The 19,916-nt window shown below is 48.4% G+C and carries 19 protein-coding genes; 13 read left to right on the top strand and 6 right to left on the bottom strand.

Annotation, left to right across the window (positions count from 1 at the left end; genetic code table 11):
* Window positions 1–42: 42 nt before the first annotated feature.
* Window positions 43–660, bottom strand: a complete 618-nt coding sequence (gene upp / locus GA003_12465) for a uracil phosphoribosyltransferase (GenBank protein ID QXD26845.1) — start codon at window positions 658–660, stop codon at window positions 43–45.
* A 216-nt stretch (window positions 661–876) separates the two neighbouring features.
* On the opposite strand from upp, the gene GA003_12460 reads away from it, so the two are divergent.
* Entirely contained in the window at window positions 877–1,776 is a 900-nt protein-coding gene (locus GA003_12460) for a response regulator (protein ID QXD26844.1), read from the top strand.
* On the opposite strand, the gene GA003_12455 is transcribed toward GA003_12460, so the two are convergent.
* Window positions 1,723–2,343 (bottom strand): LysE family translocator, encoded by a 621-nt coding sequence (locus GA003_12455; GenBank protein ID QXD26843.1) that lies wholly within the window; start codon window positions 2,341–2,343, stop codon window positions 1,723–1,725. The genes GA003_12460 and GA003_12455 overlap by 54 nt on opposite strands.
* Before the next feature lie 176 nt (window positions 2,344–2,519).
* Complete coding sequence (locus GA003_12450) at window positions 2,520–2,819, bottom strand: Dabb family protein (GenBank protein QXD26842.1); 300 nt, start codon at window positions 2,817–2,819, stop codon at window positions 2,520–2,522.
* 180 nt (window positions 2,820–2,999) lie between these two features.
* Here GA003_12450 and GA003_12445 point away from each other — a divergent pair, with 180 nt between their 5' ends.
* The 4 genes from GA003_12445 (at window position 3,000) to GA003_12430 (ending at window position 6,945) form a co-directional block, all read left to right on the top strand.
* Window positions 3,000–4,163, top strand: coding sequence for a hypothetical protein (locus tag GA003_12445; GenBank protein ID QXD26841.1), 1,164 nt, complete (start codon window positions 3,000–3,002; stop codon window positions 4,161–4,163).
* A 21-nt stretch (window positions 4,164–4,184) separates the two neighbouring features.
* Window positions 4,185–4,967 (top strand): RluA family pseudouridine synthase, encoded by a 783-nt coding sequence (locus GA003_12440; GenBank protein QXD26840.1) that lies wholly within the window; start codon window positions 4,185–4,187, stop codon window positions 4,965–4,967.
* A gap of 182 nt (window positions 4,968–5,149) precedes the next feature.
* Window positions 5,150–5,689 (top strand): transglycosylase SLT domain-containing protein, encoded by a 540-nt coding sequence (locus GA003_12435; GenBank protein ID QXD26839.1) that lies wholly within the window; start codon window positions 5,150–5,152, stop codon window positions 5,687–5,689.
* A 17-nt stretch (window positions 5,690–5,706) separates the two neighbouring features.
* Window positions 5,707–6,945, top strand: coding sequence for a VCBS repeat-containing protein (locus GA003_12430; protein QXD26838.1), 1,239 nt, complete (start codon window positions 5,707–5,709; stop codon window positions 6,943–6,945).
* 79 nt (window positions 6,946–7,024) lie between these two features.
* Here GA003_12430 and GA003_12425 read toward each other — a convergent pair whose 3' ends face one another.
* Window positions 7,025–7,975 (bottom strand): PmoA family protein, encoded by a 951-nt coding sequence (locus GA003_12425; GenBank protein QXD26837.1) that lies wholly within the window; start codon window positions 7,973–7,975, stop codon window positions 7,025–7,027.
* 121 nt (window positions 7,976–8,096) lie between these two features.
* On the opposite strand from GA003_12425, the gene GA003_12420 reads away from it, so the two are divergent.
* Entirely contained in the window at window positions 8,097–9,182 is a 1,086-nt protein-coding gene (locus GA003_12420) for a DUF21 domain-containing protein (protein ID QXD26836.1), read from the top strand.
* Between the two features lie 11 nt (window positions 9,183–9,193).
* Here GA003_12420 and GA003_12415 read toward each other — a convergent pair whose 3' ends face one another.
* Complete coding sequence (locus GA003_12415) at window positions 9,194–9,397, bottom strand: 4-oxalocrotonate tautomerase family protein (protein ID QXD26835.1); 204 nt, start codon at window positions 9,395–9,397, stop codon at window positions 9,194–9,196.
* 78 nt (window positions 9,398–9,475) lie between these two features.
* Between GA003_12415 and GA003_12410 the strand changes: the two genes are divergently transcribed.
* From GA003_12410 to GA003_12380, 7 genes are all read left to right on the top strand, one after another.
* Window positions 9,476–10,474 carry a zinc-binding dehydrogenase gene (locus GA003_12410; protein QXD26834.1) on the top strand — a complete coding sequence of 333 codons (999 nt, stop codon included), beginning with the start codon at window positions 9,476–9,478 and terminating at the stop codon, window positions 10,472–10,474.
* Between the two features lie 51 nt (window positions 10,475–10,525).
* Window positions 10,526–11,122, top strand: a complete 597-nt coding sequence (locus tag GA003_12405) for a DUF1552 domain-containing protein (protein ID QXD26833.1) — start codon at window positions 10,526–10,528, stop codon at window positions 11,120–11,122.
* 173 nt (window positions 11,123–11,295) lie between these two features.
* Window positions 11,296–13,170: a sulfatase gene (locus GA003_12400; protein ID QXD26832.1), complete on the top strand. Its 1,875-nt coding sequence runs from the start codon at window positions 11,296–11,298 to the stop codon at window positions 13,168–13,170.
* Between the two features lie 28 nt (window positions 13,171–13,198).
* Entirely contained in the window at window positions 13,199–14,689 is a 1,491-nt protein-coding gene (locus GA003_12395) for a sulfatase (GenBank protein ID QXD26831.1), read from the top strand.
* Window positions 14,690–14,791: 102 nt separating this feature from the next.
* Window positions 14,792–16,441: a sialate O-acetylesterase gene (locus GA003_12390; protein ID QXD26830.1), complete on the top strand. Its 1,650-nt coding sequence runs from the start codon at window positions 14,792–14,794 to the stop codon at window positions 16,439–16,441.
* 51 nt (window positions 16,442–16,492) lie between these two features.
* Entirely contained in the window at window positions 16,493–17,413 is a 921-nt protein-coding gene (locus tag GA003_12385) for an SRPBCC family protein (GenBank protein QXD26829.1), read from the top strand.
* A 55-nt stretch (window positions 17,414–17,468) separates the two neighbouring features.
* Window positions 17,469–18,290, top strand: a complete 822-nt coding sequence (locus GA003_12380) for an alpha/beta hydrolase (protein QXD26828.1) — start codon at window positions 17,469–17,471, stop codon at window positions 18,288–18,290.
* 182 nt (window positions 18,291–18,472) lie between these two features.
* On the opposite strand, the gene GA003_12375 is transcribed toward GA003_12380, so the two are convergent.
* The gene (locus GA003_12375; GenBank protein QXD26827.1) at window positions 18,473–19,912 is read right to left on the bottom strand and encodes a DUF1501 domain-containing protein; all 1,440 of its coding nucleotides are present in this window, start codon (window positions 19,910–19,912) and stop codon (window positions 18,473–18,475) included.
* Between the last annotated feature and the right edge of the window lie 4 nt (window positions 19,913–19,916).

Here is a 19,916-nt window from a genome sequence, read left to right as displayed (position 1 = left end):
ATGTGGTGTGCTGTATTGGAAATTTTATTACTCGTAGCTCCATTAAGTATTGTAAAGGCGATCCCCGAAATCCCCTAAGCCGGGAAGAATGTACTTCTTGTCATTGAGTTCCCTGTCCACTGTAGCTGTATAGAGTTGGATTTCTGGGTGCTGGCTTTGGATCGCTTCGACGCCCTCTGGGCTGGATATGATGGTTACCACACATAGGTCATCTGCTTGGTTCTCCTTACAACTTTCAATTGCCTGGAGAGTGGATCCTCCTGTTGCCAGCATAGGATCAACTATCATCGTCTTTCTGCCTGCTAGTGGAGGCACTTTGGAGTAGTAACTTCTTGCGACAGCGGTTGCTTCGTCACGTTCAAGGCCTACGAACCCGACTACCGCAGAAGGGAATAAGTCTAAGGCTGGTTCGGCCATAGAAATTCCCGCTCTTATGATAGGAACAATCGTTAACTCTTTGGCCCAGGTGTAAGCTTCCGTTTCTTCCAGTGGGGTAGAGACCCTCCCGGTAGCCAATGGCAAATTGCGAGTCGCTTCTATAAGAAGTAATTGGGTTATTTTCCGTGCAGCTAGACGAAAGGCTTCTCCTTCGGAATCTACATTTCTCAATTGAGAGATGAGTACTTTTGCTAGCGGATGATCGATGACGTGAACAGGCATAAATAGTCGTGCAGAGGGTTTGGTTTCGGAAGGGAGTAAAATATGTGATAAAGTGGCGGGGATTCAAAGTAATTGTTTCAGCCCAATAGAGCCTGGGTTCTAATCCTCTATCAACTCACCTATTTGAACTTAAATCAGTCATATTGATATCATGGGGCTCCGATTAAGAAGGTAGTTGATCTGCAGGAGCTCGTAGAACGCTCGGTGAGGTTGTCTTTGACCGGTTCTAATGTTGAAGCGAATTTCACGGTTGGGGATGATGGTCTCTTTGTTGAAGCGGATCCGAGTCAAATGAATCAGGTGATTCAAAACCTCTCGATTAATGCGGTTCAAGCTATGCCGGATGGTGGGAGTTATAATGTTTCCCTTCTCCAGATTGACCTCGAAAATGATTCTCCCTTGCCGCTTGCGCCAGGTAAATATATCTGTATCGATCTTCAGGATACCGGAATGGGTGTCCCCGAAGAGAATATCTCTAAAATTTTTGATCCTTTCTTTTCGACCAAGTCTTTCGGGACAGGCTTAGGTCTCACAACTTCATACTCTATCGTAAAACGCCACTTCGGCCATGTAGAGGTGAACTCGAAGCTGGGTTATGGAACGCGTTTTTCTATTTACATCCCGGCTACGCATAAGACTGTTGAAAAAGAAGAAAAACAAGTGACTGAAGTAATGCATGGAAATGGGAAAATTTTGCTGATGGATGACGATTCCGCTATCCGTGAAGTTGCGAAATTGATTTTGGAACGTCTTGGATACACCGTTACTGGTACGACCAAGGGTGAGGATGCTATTGCGGTTTATAAAGAAGCTATGGGCACCGAACGAGAATTCGATGTGGTCATTATGGATTTAACGATCCCCGGTCACATGGGTGGAAAAGACGCGATTAAGGAGCTACTTAAAATTGATCCCAACGTCTGTGGTATTGTAAGCAGTGGATACTCTACGGATCCCATTATGTCTAATTTTGAATCCTATGGCTTCAGTGGTGTGGTGGAAAAACCTTTCCGCGTTGAGGAATTGAGTCGAGCGATTCAGACGGTGATGGGAAAAACGAAATCACTTTACCAAGACGACGGACAAGGCGATAGCGATCAGCATCAGGCCGAATAGTCGGTCAATCCATAGCGCCCATTCTTGAGTGAGCCTCCGAATGATTGGGATGCCAATGATGGCTGAAAATATAAGCCAGACCGCCATCGCTTCTATTACAAGAACGGATCCATAGATAAGCTTTTGCCAAATGGGGCTGGCAGGAGCTATCAACTGAGTGAATAAGCTCAGAATGTAGAGTGTGACCTTTGGGTTTAGGAGATTTGTGAAAAACCCCTCCCGAAATGCTTCTGAATTGGACTTTTCCAGATCTGTATTCTCTCCACTTTGGATTTTAAATTGAGATCGGTTCAACAGCGATTTCAACCCGATATAGGCCAGGTAAGCTGCACCCAAGTAGCGAACAATGGAGTAGAGGAGGTCGCTTTGTGATAGTACAATTGCCAATCCTGCTATGGATACGGAGATATGGACCGTTAATCCTGCCGCTATTCCTAGAATGGTGAAAAAGGCTGTTTGTTTCCCAGCAGTACCCAAAGTATTGCGGATGATGAGGAGCATATCTGGCCCCGGGCTCATCATCGCAAAAATTTGCGTTACGAGCAGAATTACTAGCGTTTGGGTCATTTTTGATGATTGTACAAAAAATAAAGCGGACTTTTCAGTCCGCTTCAAAACCTTAAGCTGCTGAGTCTAAACTTGGACTCAGGATGACGTGTTTTACATCACCGGGGGTTTTAGTAGGGTGCTGTATATGAGGTATTTAACCCTCTTTTCAAGCACTTTCTGAGCAGCCCATTTGTCTAGTCCACGTCGTAAATAACGACGTTTTCCCAGAGATCCTTGTTATTTTCTATAAAATCCAGATGGGCTTGGGCATCCTGGTAAACGTCGTGTTCTTCGATCGAGTCGAAAATTACAGTCAGTCCGACATCGTAGTTCTTTTGAATGACTGGGCGATCGGGGGTCGCGGCCGGACTTCCTACATGGATCGACTTCACCGTATCGATGGAGCCGAGTGTTTTGACTTGTTCAACGAAGGCCGACTTTTGGTCGTCGGGTAGACCCTCTTTGAGTGTGAAAAATACAGAGTGAACTAACATAAGATCGGTTTTTACTTATTCGCCCCTTAAAAACAAGATCCTTATTCGTCAAATCACAGGAACCGCTTGGGATTTTTGCCGTCCATAGGAATCGGTGATTATTTGTATCCATATCCTTATTTTTCATTCGCCATAAAACGGGGATAGGCTCAAGAAACAGATGCTTTAATAATAGATCCATTGCCCGATAGTCCCCACAGTTCTATACAAAACGAGTTCACCAGAGATGAACGCATTAGGTGGCGTCCCATTTTGTGGGCCGTTGTTGGTTCCATCGCAGCTCACGGATTATTGTATCTTTTTATTCCGGAGACGCTTATGATCATGGCTTCGGACGTTGAGCCCCAGACTTGGCAGGAGTTTGATATCATCCTCGCCGAGGAGGAACCGGAAGTCATGCAACAGTACGTTCCAATCAACAAAGATGACATTCCGAATGCTCCTGATGAGACGGAGAATTTTGCCTCCCAAGATGCGCAGGCGAAAAATACAGAGCTACGTGAAGAGTTGAATGAAGATACGCCTTTTATTGAGGGAGAATCAGAGGAATTTAACAACCTGGTACAAGGGCAGCCTGTGCAGGTGCCTCCTTCGCCCTACATTCCGCCAGTTCAAGCTAGCAATACCCAAGCTCAGCAGCAACAAACGCCTAGTCTTCCGCAAATTCGAATAAACAACCCTATCGGTCAGGATCAGTTGGATGAACGCCAGGCGCGGGCACCGGTAGCCCTGGAAGATGAAGCCTTGGATGAGGATAGTCCTCGGTCATTACCAGAAATTCCAGATCTCCCAGAAGATGAGGAGGCAGATGAAGTCGTGGAAAGTGAAGATGATGCTTTGGAGGACCGCACTCGAATTGACGATGGAGTGGTCCAGGATCAACGGCCATTAACTCCACCAGTTGATCCATCACCGGAGCCAAGTCCAGAAGATCGCCCACAGCGGTTGCCTCAACCTAGAGTTCGTTATGCTAATACCGGGCCTTTGAAAAACCACATGGCCGGAGTTTCGAGGATTGCTCAAATGGCTCAGTATTCAGCTGAGTTCAGTGAATATGGCGATTATCTGGAGCGCATGTTTGAAACCATTGAAATCGAGTGGCACAATCTGCTGAACAAGCAACGCCTTGCTGAAAAACGGTCTAGGGTTTCAATCGCATTTCTAATCAACGAATATGGTGAAATCGAGGACTGGGAAATTGTATCCGCCTCCTCGACCTTACAGGCCCAGGTCATCTGCGCTGCGGCCATCAATAATCGGGCGCCCTTTGGGGATTGGACTGCTGAGATGCGCAGTACCTTGGAAGATCCAGAACGAATCATCGTTAATTTCCTGTTTTACTAATGGGAGCTATCCATCACTGGAATGTCCGTTAATTCTTCTGACATCATTCCGGAAATTCCACTTGGCAAGGGCGTCAAAGTACTCGCTATACACGCCGAAGGATTAGTGGCCTTGGAAAAACCAACCCGTATATTGTCCCATCCTAACGTGGAGGCTGATCGGCGCAAAAGTCTGTTAAACGCATCTTGGAGCAAAGACCGAGAGCGTTACATGTGGAAAGTCGGGGATAAATCCCATCGTTTTTATTTACTCCATCGGTTGGACTCAGCGACCTCGGGTGTGATTCTCGGCTGCATTAACCCAAATTTGTCTCGCGAGCTGAAAAGTCAGTTTTCAAAGCGAAGGGTATCGAAGAGCTATCATGCGGTCGTCATGGGGCTGGCTAGGGAGAACGATACCCACTGGAAAGATCTACTGAGGAAGCGTCGGGTCGGAAGCAATCTGCGTATGGATGCCAATAACAGTCGTGGATCCCCGGCGGAGACTCACGTGAAAATTTTGCAGTTAAAGAAGAGCTTCCCAAAACTCAGTCTGCTTCGACTCCATCCGAGAACGGGACGGACTCACCAGCTTCGGGTGCAGAGTGCCAAGCGCCAGCTACCAATTGTAGGCGATAGCACATACGGCGATTTTTCATTCAATCGTCGAGTTCAAAAGGCCATGGGTAGTCAGCGCTTATTTCTTCACGCCAGTTCCATTCGAATTACTTGGGATTGGCAGAATCGTCAACATGAGTTTCTGGCTGAGTCTCCATTGCCGGGACTGTTTCAGGAGCTTTTGGGGCTCGATTTATCTTCTCGATAAACTGCTTGTTTGCAGTCGAAGAATTGAGTTACCCAACAATCCATCGGACGGCTTGGGTGAGGTTAGGAGCGATCCATCACTCCAGGCATTTTAGACGACCTGAACTTTGAGTAGAGTGAACTTTTTTATTTGAGAAAAAAGTTCCAATTGCCCTGATGGATTGAGCCTGCTTGGGTTGTCGCGTGACTAAACCTCTCTATACCGGTACACGTTTTGAGAGAATCTTGTATTCAATACTTGGATTCATGATTCTTCTTGCACTGCTTGTAACCATTGACCGGTTTTTCTATCGCAATTACACGGTGCCTGCCGAGCTCGTCTGGAAGAAAGTCCGGCAAGAGGCTGCTGTTTATGACCTGGAGCCAGAATTTGTATTTGCGATTGTTTTTGCTGAAAGCTCGTTTCGCCCTCGGGCCAGAAACACGGGCGGCAACGGGATTATGCAGGTAAGCTCTGGAACTTGGGGAGATATGTCGAACCAACCCTACGACATTGTTTGGGATTGGCAGGTGAATATAGAGGTCGGCACGGCTTATCTGGGTTGGTGCAAAGACTATTTAGAGCGGAAAAAGCGCTTTTCCTATCCACTTTTGGCAGCTTGTTACAATAAGGGCCCCGATCATGTGAGGAAAAACCAATTTGACATTGAGAAGGTGGGGAAGACGACGAATCGAACCTACCAACAGCTGTTCAATGGGAACCTGGCTCCCATCAATCGTTAAGCCACTTCGAAAACCAGTTGCCACTTAATCCACTAACGGATAGCGCTAGTTGCGTGAAAAATAGCTTCTTTCTATTATTATTCCTTTGGGTCTCTTCAGTCCTTGCCGCTGCAAACATCCCCGAGTTTCGCACGGTTGAAATCGATGACGGGCTGGAAATTGGATACGGTGTCGTCTTGGCCGATATGAATGGCGATGCCAAACTCGATATTGTCTTGGCCGACAAGAATCAGTTTGCCTGGTATGAGAACCCTTCCTGGCAAAAACACATCATGGTCGAGAATCTGACCGATCGTGACCATGTTTGTATCGATGCGCGCGACATTGATGGAGACGGCAAAGCCGAGGTCGCCGTCGGGGCTCAATGGAATCCGGGGGAGACTTCCGATGAAGCCAAGAGCGGAAGTGTTCATTACTTAATCCCACCTGAGGATAGGACTCAGGGATGGACGCCCGTCCAATTACCACATGAGCCGACCATTCACCGGATGCGCTGGTTTCAGACAAGCTCAGGCGAGTATGAGCTGTTGGTTCTTCCTCTCCATGGCCGGGGAAATAAAGGAGGAGAGGGCGCCGGAGTAAAAGCCATTGCTTATAAGATGCCATCCAATCCACGTGATGAGTGGGAGCAAACTGTGATCGACGATTCCATGCATAAAACGCACAACCTGGACTTGGTGGCCTTCAGGCCTTCAGCGAATGGGCATGAATCGATTTTAATAGCTGGAGCGGAAGGGGTGCTTTTATTTCGACAGAGTAATGGGGCACTAAACAGCCAGAAAATAATCGGTAACGACGAAGGTGACGTTGGCTTTCTTGGGGCAGGAGAAGTTCGTCACGGGAAACTGCCTGGCGGTGGATTATTTATCGCGACTGTGGAACCCATGCATGGGCAAAATTTAGTGAGCTATACGCCTCCGCCTCCTGGTGGTCTTACCCGTATGGGGCTTCGGAATCCCATTTTTGATGGAATGATCGAAGGTCACGCGATCGCTTGTGGAGACGTGCTCGGAGTCGGCTCGGATCAAATCGTGGCCGGATGGCGCGGTAACCGCCAAAATCCCGACCACTTTGGCATCAAACTATTTATACCACAAGATGAGGAAGGTAACAATTGGGAATCTATCGATATCGATCCTGATGGAATGGCTTGTGAAGACTTAAAGCTAGGAGACCTCGATGGTGATGGTCGTTTGGATATCGTGGCCTGCGGTCGCTCGACTAAAAACCTCCGCATATATTTCAACGAAGGCTAAAAGGTAGGGCTCGATGCTTGCATCGACGCCTTTCATCGTTCCAGGGCTTCTTTTAAGGCCGATTTGCAAGCAAATGACTCTACTTCTTTACCGTATACGCCTTATACCAATCCTCAATGGTTTCCGCATCCGGCTCACCATCGAAGGTCACTATTCGGTATTTTGCTTCATAGCTAAACCCGGGCTTGAGAATAAAAGATCCTTTGTAGACCGGCGTGAATACAAAATACGGCATCCTTGGGTGCACGCGAACCGGTTGTGGGTGGCGAAAATTTGACACATGGTCCATCACCACAAACCCAGCCATCTCTCCATCAATGTTTCCATAGACCGCGACCCATCGAGGAGTCGTGTGATTGCTTTCTTCTATGCTTGTGAGTCCATCTCCGGTTAGGACTTTCATTCGGCCCTCATAGTGAGCTTCGTCTTCTTCGCTCCAATGGGCACTTCCCCTAAAACCAAATCCTCCGTAATGATGGGGATGGAAATACACTTCATTTTCAGTGGCGCAGCTTTGTTCAATCTCAATGTCGATGAAGTACGCATCGTCTGATTCTTCTATTTTGACTTCCCATTCTTCATCAATGGCAGGTCCTCCCTTGCGGCTCACTTGTTGGAGTGCCGCTTCGAAGGAGTCGGATTTCACGGATCCGAGTTTTACGTGCTTGGCCGTTCCTCGACCCTGGTGTTGATTCCAGAAATCGACTACTTCGTGTTTGAAAGTAGCTCGCGTCCACGCTGAAAAGACCGCATGCTGATGCACATGTCCGATCGGGAAGGGATCGGTCAGCACTTTGCCAGAAGGTGAATAGAGTGGGTGAATAAAACCGCTGCGTGCGTAGATCTTATTCATGCCCTCCGGGGGTTGTACCGTATTGATTTGATAGCTCAATATGGGTTTTTCGGATGCGAAATAAGTCAATTGATCTTCTGTCTTCTCAAAAGTTACCTCTGCCTGAACCATGATGGAGGAGACGCAGATCAGCGAGAAAACCGAGATACAGGAGCGAAAGAATGAATTTTGTTTCATAGGGTATGTTTTATTCTATGGCTCAATCTACTTCATCTGTCGAGATTACTGATGTCTCCTAAGAAAGCCCGATTTCTCTTGAATCGGTGAGTGGAACGAGGCGAACATCTTTCCATATTCCATGACTTTGCTCATCCTTTACCTTATTCTGGCTCTCGGTGTGTCCTTTTTGTGTTCGATTCTCGAGGCCAGTCTTTTGTCCATGTCGCCTTCTTTCGTAAAGGATACCGAGGGCAAGGGCACCAAAACAGGTGTCATACTTGCTTCCTTAAAAGAGAATATCGACCGTCCCTTGGCAGGTATCCTTTCTCTCAATACGATTGCTCACACGGTCGGTGCTGCCGGTGTGGGCGCTCAAGCAGCTTCGGTTTTTGGCGAAGGATATTTTGGAGTCATCTCCGCGGTGCTAACATTGCTGATTCTGTTTTTCTCAGAAATTATTCCCAAAACGCTTGGGGCCCTTTACTGGAAGCAGTTGGCTGCATTCACCGCCTATACCTGCAAGTTTATCATTGTAGCCCTTTATCCATTAGTCCTTATCTCAGAGAAGCTTACGAAACTGTTGTCTCCCAGAGGTCCTCACGAGGGGCAAATAAGCCGTGACGAAGTGGTGGCGATGGCTCAGCTCGGTCACAGTGAAGGTGTCATTGCTGAACGCGAGAGTAAGATCATTCGTAACTTAATTCGATTTCGAAGAATTCAAGTCGATGATATCATGACCCCCCGTACGGTCGTGAGCAAATTGCCTGAATCCATGGCTTGTGGTGAAGCTGTAAAGCAGGATTCTCTATCGCGGTTTTCCCGCATACCCGTTCATTCTGAGGATGCAGAGCATATTACTGGTTATGTGTTGAAGCAAAAGGTCTTGGAGCAAGTGGCTTTCGATAAGCATGACACTCTGCTTTCTGATATCAAACGTCCCATTCGATTAATTCATGAGGACGAATCGCTTTCCAATCTCTTCAACAGCCTGTTTTCTCATAAAGAGCATATGGCTTTGGTCGTAGATGAGTATGGCGGTATGTCGGGGCTGGTTACTAGCGAAGATTTGATCGAGACACTGCTGGGCTTAGAAATTACGGATGAATCCGATGAAACTGAAGACATGCGTGATCTGGCTCGTAAGCGGTGGGAAGAGCGGGCCCGTAAATTGGGAATTGTAGTGCCCGAACTTCAGAAAGAGCCGGAAGCCGAGCCTGACGCTTAGAACCGAGCGAATTACTCCCCTCGTTTTCGCCGAGTGGATACCGACTCGCCGCCCAGACCCCAGTTATCTGTTTCGACCTCATCGATGATGACCACAGTGGTCTTTGGATTCTTACCCAGAACATCAACAAGTAGTTGAGTGGCTCCGGAAATGAGTTGTTCTTTTTTCTCGGGAGTAACTCCTTCGTTGGTGATTTTTATATTTACGAACGGCATGTTGAATTAGGATGTGAATAATAAGTTCTGGCATATACTTGCTTACACTGTGTATGGCTTGATTAAGAAATTACATTTATGAAAGCACTTGTCATCAACGAACCACATAAACCTCTGGAACTACAGGAACGAGCCGATTTGGAAGCGGGCCCAGGAGAGGCGGTCATCAAGCTCAAATCAGCGGCTCTCAACCGTCGCGATTTTTGGATTACTCAAGGCATGTATCCGGGGATTAAATCCGGAGTGATCCTGGGTTCGGATGGGGCAGGCGTCGTTGCTCAAGTAGGTGAAGGCGTGGATGAAACTTGGCTGGGTAAAGAAGTTATTCTCAACCCGAGCCTTGATTGGGGGAATCGCCAGGCCGCATTTGGAGATGAGTTTTCTATTCTGGGACTCCCCTTAGATGGGACCTTCGCCACGGAAATTAAAATTCCTGTTTCTCAACTCCACGCCAAGCCGGATCATTTGGATTGGCACGAAGCAGCGGCATTGCCTCTGGCCGGTCTCACCGCCTATCGTGCGCTTTTTTCACAAGGCAACCTTGAGGCAGGTGAAACCATGTTAATCACCGGAGTAGGAGGGGGAGTCGCAACCTTTCTACTGCAATTTTCCGTAGCTGCAAAGGCCAAGGTCTGGGTGACTTCATCTTCTCAAAGTAAAATCGATCGAGCCATTAGGATGGGAGCTCAAGGCGGGTTTCTTTATACGAATGACGAGTGGCCGGCCCAGTTTTTGGAAGCTGCAGGTGCACCCAGCATCATTGTCGATAGTGCCGCCGGCCCCATCTATGATACCTTGATTGATTTGGTTGAGATGGGAGGGCGTATTGTGAATTTTGGAGCGACCCTGGGTCCACCTGATATCCTCGAAATGCGGAAGGTCTTCTGGAAGCAACTCTGTCTGCAGGGTTCGACGATGGGGTCACCAGCCGATTTCGAAGCCATGTTGGATTTCGTGAATCAGCAAGCGATCAAGCCGGTGGTCGATGCGACTTATCCTCTTGAAGAAGGTAATGAGGCGATTGCTCAGATGAAAGTTTCTCCCCAGTTTGGGAAGTATGTGCTGAGCATTTCCTGATGAGGATCCTGGTTACAGGTTCAGCCGGCCATCAGGGACGTCGAGAAACGCATGGAGAAGGGTAGTGAGTGGGAACTCAAAGCGAAGCCCTCGGCTCCAGTCGAAATGCCCCTCGATCCAAACTCGCCCAGTGATTATATGGACAAAACAGCCCTGATGTACCAGATGGCACGTTTGGCCTTTGAAACGGATTCGTCACGAAGCGTTACCTTGTTATTGGATAGTAATAATTCCCCGACGATTAATGTAAGGGGCGTAGATATTTCAGACGGTTACCACAATCTATCTCATCACGGGAAGAGTGAGAGAAAGCTGAATCAGCTAAAAGCGATCGATCATGCCCAGATGAAGTTATTGGCTCAGTTGTTAGGGGATTTAAAGTCCTCGACCGAAGGCAATACTGATATGTTAGACAATACCATGATTCTGTTTGGCAGTAACTTTGGAGACGCCAACAAGCACACCACCAACAATATGCCGGTATTGATTGCGGGTGGCGGTTTTAAGCATGGGCAACATCTGGCCTTTGATCGGGATAGGAATTATCCATTGCCCAACTTATTTGTCAGTATGCTGCAGAGCATGGGCATTGAAGCAGATCAGTTTGCCTCTTCCACAGGCACGATGACCGGGCTGGATTTGGCTTAAGGGTAGGTTAAGAGCATCCCTGCTTTGCCTCGAAATTCGATGGTCTCACGACCATCGCTACATTGTAGCCACGGTGGAGACACCGTGGATGATTTCGCTGGTTCTTCTCAAAAGTTTCCTAAACTTTTTGGTGACCTTTCGGAGATCGCCGCTTACAACCGAGGACTACTCTTATGATAAATTCAGTTATTACACGTATACTACTTACACTTATTGTGGTTTCTCTTGGTCTTCAGGCCGCTGATAAACCCAATATTCTCTGGATCACCAGCGAAGACAACAGCCCCTATATCGGCGCGTATGGAGACAAGTTAGCCAAAACGCCCAATATCGACGCGATGGCTCAGGACGGAGTTCTTTATCGTAATGCCTTTTCTACGGCTGCGGTCTGTGCTCCAGCGCGCACTACGCTTCTTACCGGCATGTATCCGCCTGCGTTGGGTGCCGAGCATATGCGAAGTGAGGCTCCGCTTCCTTCCTTTGTGAAAGGCTATCCTAATTATTTGAAGGAGGCTGGCTACTACACCACCAATAATAGCAAAACCGATTACAATGTGGACCATGCCATCGATGGTTGGGATGAGAGCAGCAACAAGGCCCATTGGAAAAATCGACCTGAAGGAAAGCCTTTCTTTGCCATCTTTAATACGAACATCACTCACGAGAGTAACTTGCACCCTTCACGAAAAACTCACCCTTTAGGAGCGGACCCAGCGGACGTGCGAGTGCCTGCCTATCTGGTTGACTCAGAAACAACCCGAAATCGTATTGCTACTTACTACCACTGTATCTCTCTCATGGATACCTTTTTCGGTGAACGCTTGCAAGAGCTTGAGGATGCTGGTTTGGCTGATGACACCATCGTATTTTATTATTCGGATCACGGTGGAGTCATGCCACGGTCTAAGCGTTTTATCTACAATAGTGGAACCAATGTTCCCTTGGTCATTCGCTTTCCTGAAAAATGGGCTCATCTTTCACCCCACAAACCAGGAACAGAAACAAAGGAAGTGGTTGGTTTTGTCGATTTTGCGGCAACCCTGCTGAGTCTAGCTGGAGCAGATATTCCGGATCATATGCATGGACGTCCGTTCCTTGGTGAGAAACGAACTCGGCCTCTGGAGTTTGGTCATACCTTTCGTGCTCGTGCCGATGAGCGAATTGATTTCAAGCGTGGTGTTACAGACGGTCGGTTTAATTACATCCGCAACTACCTCGCCTATCTACCAACGGGGCAGCATGTGAACTATCTGTGGGACAATCCTGCGACGGGTGAAGTTGAAGACTTGTTTAGATCTGGTGAAGCGACAGCAGCCCAAAGCGCCTTCTTCTTGCCTGCCCCTATGGAAGAGCTATTCGATCTCCAAAATGATCCGGATGAAGTAAATAATTTAGCGAAGGATCCCAAGCACCGCAAAACCCTGGAGCGTTTTCGGAAGGCTAATCGCGACCACATGATGAAGATTCGGGATACCGGATTTATTCCCGAGGCCTTATTGATCGAATGGAGTAGAGGATCAGGAAAGACACCCTACGCCATAGGTCATGACGATGTTCAATATCCGCTTGCAGAAATCATGGACGCGGCTGATGCCCTGTTAATTGAAGGGCGGAATGCGCTGCCTAAACTGCAATCACTGCTGAAGTCGTCCAATCCAGTCGTTCAATACTGGGCGCTGGTGAATTGCATGATTCTAGGAAAAAATGCCGCTCGGGCTACCAGGCAGATTAAAGAGTTAACTCACAGTCCTATCGCGGCGATTCGTATAGCAGCTGCCGAGCACCTTGCCCGACTTGGAGAAGCTGATCCACGTCCTGTGTTAAACGAAGTCCTTTTAAACGATTCGAACGTGATGGCTCGTTTGCAGGCGATCAATGCTCTGGATCACGTACAAGAAGATTATCCTTACGACGAAGGTGTCTTTGAGAAATCGGCTGCTATTTGGCCTATCAACCCCAAAGACCTAACTGCTGATTGGATGGGGCGCTACAAGGCTTATGACGTTCGTGTGATGGAATTCCTGAAAGCGCAATCCATGGCTAATTAAGCTGCCCAAATTTCAATCAAGCTGCCTTATGGTACGAGCATTTGCCCCAATCATGCTCCTGGTGAGCTGTCTGTTTTGTTCAACAGCTCTCTTCGGGCAAACGGACAAACCTAACGTCTTGTTCATCGTCATTGACGATCTCAATGACTGGATCGGAAGCATGGATGGCCATCCGCAAGCCAAGACCCCTCATATGGATTCCTTGGCTTCGCGAGGTACCTTGTTCACCAACGCGCATTGTCAGGCGCCCATTTGTGGGCCTTCTCGTGGATCATTTCTCTCCGGGCTGTATCCTCACCAGACTGGCTTGTACAATCAACCGCGGGGCAAACCGGGCTTAAGTTCAGATTCCCATTTTTTTGATGGCCACTTGATGCCTCAGTATTTTGCCAAGCATGGTTACAAAACACTGGGGGTAGGGAAGATCACCCATGGTTATGATTTAAAGGATGCTGTCCAGGTTGCTGGTTCTTCTGGCAATTCGGGTCCGAAGCCTAAAGGACCCAAGCCACCCAACGACGTTCGCTTTCATCACCGCCCCGATTACTCGCTGCCTTTTACCGGAACTCAAACTGACTGGGGAGTATTTCCTGAGAGGAATGAAGAGATGCCCGATTTTGAGACCGCCGAATGGGCGGTTGATCAGTTGAAGAAGAAGCACGACAAACCCTTCTTTATGGCTGTTGGATTTCACCGTCCACACGTGCCTTTCTACGCACCTCAGGAATGGTTTGATATGCATCCCTTGGATGAAGTTGTGCTTACAGAGGTTCGCGATTACGACTTAAATGATGTTCCTGAGACCGGAAGCCGGATACATGAATTACCCAGGTATCCTCAACTCGACTGGCTGCGTGAAAACGATAGCGATGAGCTGAGGCGTTGCACTCAAGCCTATCTGGCCTGCACGAGTTTCGTAGATGCTCAAGTGGGGAAGGTGCTGAATGCCCTGGAAGCTTCGTCCCATGCCGATGACACCATCATCGTTTTGTTTAGCGACCACGGTTATCACCTCGGTGAAAAGTCTCGGGTGTCCAAGCATAGTCTTTGGGAAGAAGCGACTCGTGTTCCTATGATGATCATTACGCTGGATTCGACTAAAGCGCAGCAATCTTCAAAACCAACCGGGTTAATCGATCTGTATCCTACTTTGATCGAACTCTGTGGTTTGCCTGAACGTTCTGCGAACGCGGGTAAGAGCCTCGTTCCATTACTCGAGAATCCAGATTCGGATTGGCGGCACTCCATTCTGACAACTTATGCTCTGGGGAATCATTCCCTACGTTCGGAACAGTACCGATATATTCGATACGATGATGGGACTGAGGAATTATATGATCACAAGACCGATCGCAATGAGTGGCACAATCTGGCTACCAGTGAAGCGCATCGAAATGTGATTGCTGCGTTTCGCAAGCAGCTTCCCAAGTCCGAAGCTGCTTACCATACTTCGGTTGGGGACGGTCCTGTGAATGCGTGGTTTGTAGAGCACTTCAAAAGACATGGAGTCGGGGAATGACTGGAGACCAAATGGATTTCTCTTTATCGCTGGCTAAGGTAGGGCGATCTCGCCGAAAGCGCCGTTTCGTACCCTTCAGCTGTATTTGTCGAGACTGTTGATATGAAATCTTCCACATTTTCTGCTTTCACGCTCCTTCTGGTAGTCTGTTCTTCAATCATCCAGGCAGACGTGTCCATGCCTGCCATATTTGACGACAACATGATACTTCAGCAAAAGACGGGTGCTCCGATCTGGGGATGGGCCGAGTCGGGGGAGAAAGTAACGGTATCTGGTAGTTGGGGAGAGCAGGCTTCGACAGCCGCAGGAAGCGACGGAGCTTGGAAAGTTTTTTTGAGAACGCCATCCTATGGGGGGCCTTACCAAGTTACGGTGGAAGGTCGAAATCGTATTGCGTTCACCAATGTTTTGGTGGGTGAAGTCTGGCTGTGTGCTGGACAATCCAATATGGGTTGGCGATTAACGGCTACCATTGGTGGGCAGGAAGAAGCGAAGACGGCTGATTATCCTGGTATCCGCATTTTTCGTTCTGAACGTTCTCACAGTCACGAGCCACAAACGGATGTGAAGGCAGAGTGGAAAGTCTGCAACCCGGAGTCGGCCGGAACTTGTTCCGCAGTTACCTTCTATTTCGCCAAGAAGCTTCATCAAGAGTTGGGTATTCCCATCGGTGTCGTATTGCAACCTTACGCTGGAACACCCATTGAAGGTTGGACGCCTCGCGACATACAAATGGAAGATCCCAGGACGCTTGCGGATATTGAGGAAATGGATGCCGAATCGGCGAAGTACGATCTGGTAGCTGCACAAAAACAATTGGAGCGCGCCACTCAATTGTGGAAAGACGGCAAACGTCGAGGCGAACCGAAGTTACGGACACCGAGTAATTGGGGTCACCAATATCCAGGCAACATTTTCAATGGCATGATTCATCCCGTACGCCCCTATGGAATCCGCGGTGCTATATGGTATCAGGGCGAACGAAATGCAAAGGACGTTGCTCAAGCGGCTAACTACGTGAATCAGCTGCCCATGATGATTAACTACTACCGATCCTCATGGCATGAGCTGTCCGGTGGAAATGTGTCCGACGATTTCCCGTTCTATTTTGTACAACTTCCTGCCTGGTTACCGGAGCAAACAGAACCGGTAGAGCCTCATGCGGCTTGGGCGGTTAATCGTGAATCAATGCGCTTGGTTGCGAATACGGTTCCTAATACAGGCACTGCGGTTGCCATCGATACCGGTGATGCGGTCTTATTGCACCCTCAAGACAAGAAGCCCATTGGCATTCGTATGGCCTACCTCGCGTTAAAAGGTACTTATGATCAGGATTTTGTCGATTCAGGTCCACGTTATGTATCCCACAAAGTTAAGGGTAATAAAATGATTCTACAGTTCGACTCAGTAGGAAGTGGACTCCGGTCGAGCAGGGAAGGGGAATTGGATAGCTTTGCCATCGCAGGGGACGATCAAGTTTTCGTTTTGGCTAATGCCAAGATTGTCGGTGAAAGCATCGTGGTGTCCGGAAAGGGTATCTCTGAACCCAAAGCCGTGCGCTATGCCTGGGCTGACAATCCATCTCGACGTAATTTGCTCTATAATGAGGAGGGAATACCGGCATCACCATTTCGAACCGATGATTGGCCTCTCTTTGATCCTGAGAACTATGTTCCAGTTGAACAAATCAAGCCGGATAAACCAGATGGATATGTGCAAGTTGAGGTTGATCGCCCGGAGATGACGCAATAAAGTCTGTCAAAATCCTGGAAGAAACCACTGATTCAACCCTCCTGGGGTATCATGCCTAAGTTCAATGCTGAGAAGTCAATTGTCGTCGATGTTCCTTTGGAAAAAGCGTTCTCGGTTGTTCGAGATTTTACTCAAGGGCCTGTTTGGTCACCCTGGGTGATCGCCGAGCCCGAATCCAAGGGAAGCGTATCTCCCGATGGCATGCAAAACTCTTGGGAAGGAGATATTATCGGCTCTGGTAAAATGCTCATTGAGGGCGCCGAAGAAAACCAGGCCATTTACTACACGCTCACTTTCTTAAAACCCTGGAAGGCTATCTCTCCGGTCAGCTTTCTTTTTGAACCTGAGGGAAGTGGAACCAAACTCACTTGGACGATGGAAGGATCAATGCCCTTCTTTCTCTTCTTCTTGACCAAGATGATGGGGGTATTTGTGGGGATGGATTACGAGCGTGGATTGAAGATGCTCAAAGATTATTTAGAAACCGGTGAAGTCCCCTCCAAGTTAGCGTTTAACGGAAATGAATCATTCGAACGCTTTCCTTATGTCGGGATAAAAACGACCACCACGATGGAAGCGGTGGGTCCAGCCATGGCGGATGATTTTGGAAAATTGAAAAACTATTTCCAGGGACAGGAGGTGAATCCCGATTCTATATTTTCAATCTACCACAAGTGGGATCCGATTAAAGGTATGGTGGTGTATACGACGGGTTTGGCTGTGGAGTCTGCGCCGGAATCTTTGCCTGAAGGATTTGTTGCGGGTGAGTTCCCTGCTTGCGAAGCCTATGAGGTCACTCACACAGGACCTTATCGTCATCTTGGCAATGCCTGGTCAAGTGCCATGATGCACGCTCGTGCCAAGGTCTTTAAGCAAAGTAAGAAGATTCACCCCTTCGAGACTTATGCGAACAATCCTGAAACGACTCCGGAAAATGAGCTCATAACGAATGTGTACTTCCCGATTGCCTAAGGATCTCTGTCTTCTTCTATATTTAAAAACGTCTAATCCAACCACTACCCTGAGAATGCTCCGAATCTTCTACCTCTGCCTTATCACCCTTAGTATCTCGGCTCTATCTACATTCGCTAAGGACGACTCCTACGCGCTTAAAGAGAATGTGTCTTACTACACCGATTCTCATTCGGACGCTTATCTTCAAGAACGTTGTAAGCTCGATCTATATTATCCCAAAAATAAAAAGGATTACGCGACCGTCGTTTGGTTTCATGGCGGAGGATTAAAAAACGGAAACAAGAAAATCGCCGACCGCTTGAAAAACCAGGGCATTGCGGTCGCTGCCGTCAACTACCGATTGTTTCCAAAAGCCAAGGCTCCAGCCTACCTGGAAGATACAGCGGCCTCCGTTGCCTGGGTTTTTCAGCATATCGAATCTTTAGGAGGTGATCCCGATAAGATCTTTATTTCCGGAAGCTCAGCTGGTGGCTACCTGACAGCCATGGTAGGTTTGGATAAGCGGTGGCTTGCGGCTCATGATATTGATGCTGATCGGATTGCAGGCCTTATCCCGTTAGCCGGCCAGATGTTTACGCATTTCACCATTCGAGAAGAGCGAGGCATCGGAAAACACCAAGTCCTAGTCGATGACTTGGCTCCCATCTCTCATATACGAAACGACGGTCCGCCGATCTTGTTTGTAACCGGTGATAGGGCGATGGAGATGATCGCGCGATGGGAAGAGAATGCCTACATGTATCGCATGATGCTTGAAGTGGGTCATCCCGACGTGGGACTGCTCGAACTTCAGGGCTACGGTCACGCTCCTGGAGAACCGTTTTATCCATTGCTGCTGAAGGAAATGAATCGCGTGCTGAAGACATATCCCTAGACGGAATTTCCACGGTCTTTCGACCGCGGCTGCATATCCAAAAGGGTAGGGCAATAGCGTCCTCGCTATGCCGTTTCGAACAAGAGCGTGCGGCATTGCTAGAAGCAATAGCCCTACCACCTCAGTCGTTACTCTCAATAGACAAATTTGTGTCTATCTGCGTGCATCTGCGGTTTTTCTAACTACGCCAAAATCCCCTTAACCAACTTGCCATGCACGTCGGTCAATCGGTAGTGGCGTCCCTGGAATTTGTAGGTGAGGCGCTTATGATCGATTCCCAATATGTGCAGGATGGTCGCGTGCAGGTCGTGAACATGAACGGGATCCTCGGTGATGTTGTAGCAATACTCATCCGTTGCGCCATAAGTCATGCCGGGTTTGATGCCAGCCCCCGTTAGGAAAATAGTAAAACACCGAGGGTGGTGATCGCGACCATAGTTCGTTTCTGTTAAAGTGCCTTGGCTATAGATGGTTCGACCAAATTCGCCTCCCCATACAATGAGCGTGTCCTCCAATAAACCACGTTGTTCGAGATCTTCGATGAGTGCTGCGGTGGCCTGGTCTGTATCGTAGCACTGGCCTTTAATTTGATTAGGCAGCGTTTTATGCTGATCCCAACCCATGTGGAACAGTTGCACGAAGCGGACATCGCGTTCGATCAAGCGACGAGCCATGATGCAATTGCTGGCGTAGGTGCCACGCTTGCGCGACTCAGGTCCATAGGCTTCGAAAGTAGAATCCGGTTCATCCGAAGTGTCCGTGAGGTTCGGGATGGATGTTTGCATACGGTAAGCCAATTCGTATTGGGAAATCCGAGTAGCAATCTCGGGATCGCCAGCTTCTTCATACTTGCGCTGATTAATCGCGTTGAGGTCATCGAGCATACGTCGACGGGTGCTATGGTCGATCCCTTGAGGATTTTTTAAATACAATACGGGGTCACCAATGCCGCGAAATTTTACACCTTGGTGAGTTGTAGGGAGAAATCCACTACCCCAGAGCCTGTCATAGAGCGGTTGGCCTCCGGGACGGCCGGTACCGGTGGATATCATGGATACAAAATTCGGAAGGTCTTTATTCATACTACCCAGACCATAGGAAAGCCACGCACCGATACTGGGACGACCTGCAATCTGGGAACCTGTTTGGAAAAAGGTGATGGCAGGGTCGTGGTTGATCGCTTCCGTGTGCATGGATTTGATGAAACACAACTTGTCGGCAATCCTCGCCACTTTGGGCATTAATTCACTTACCCAAGCTCCGCTCTGGCCGTGTTGTTTAAAATCGAAAATGGTGGGTGCCACTGGGAAGCGCTTTTGGCCAACCGTCATTCCTGTCAGCCGTTGACCTTGCCGAATCGAGTCTGGCAAGTCCGTATCGTACATCTTTCGCATCTCCGGTTTCCAATCGAAGAGATCCATCTGAGAAGGAGCGCCGGATTGAAAGAGATAGATGACCCGTTTGGCTTTGGGTGTGAAGTTGGGAAACTGTTGTGCGGGATCAGAGGCAAACAGGCTAGGATTGAGCAGGCTGCCCAATGCCATGGATCCGAGGCCAGTCGCCGTCTTGCTAAAGAAATGACGCCGGTTCATGCGGAGTTGTGCTTCTAAAATGGGATCCATGATG

The organism is Opitutia bacterium ISCC 52, from assembly GCA_014529675.2.
GTDB lineage: Bacteria > Verrucomicrobiota > Verrucomicrobiia > Opitutales > UBA2995 > UBA2995.
The sequence above is the reverse complement of the archived record's forward strand: the minus strand, read 5'-3'. Positions and strand labels throughout refer to the sequence as shown.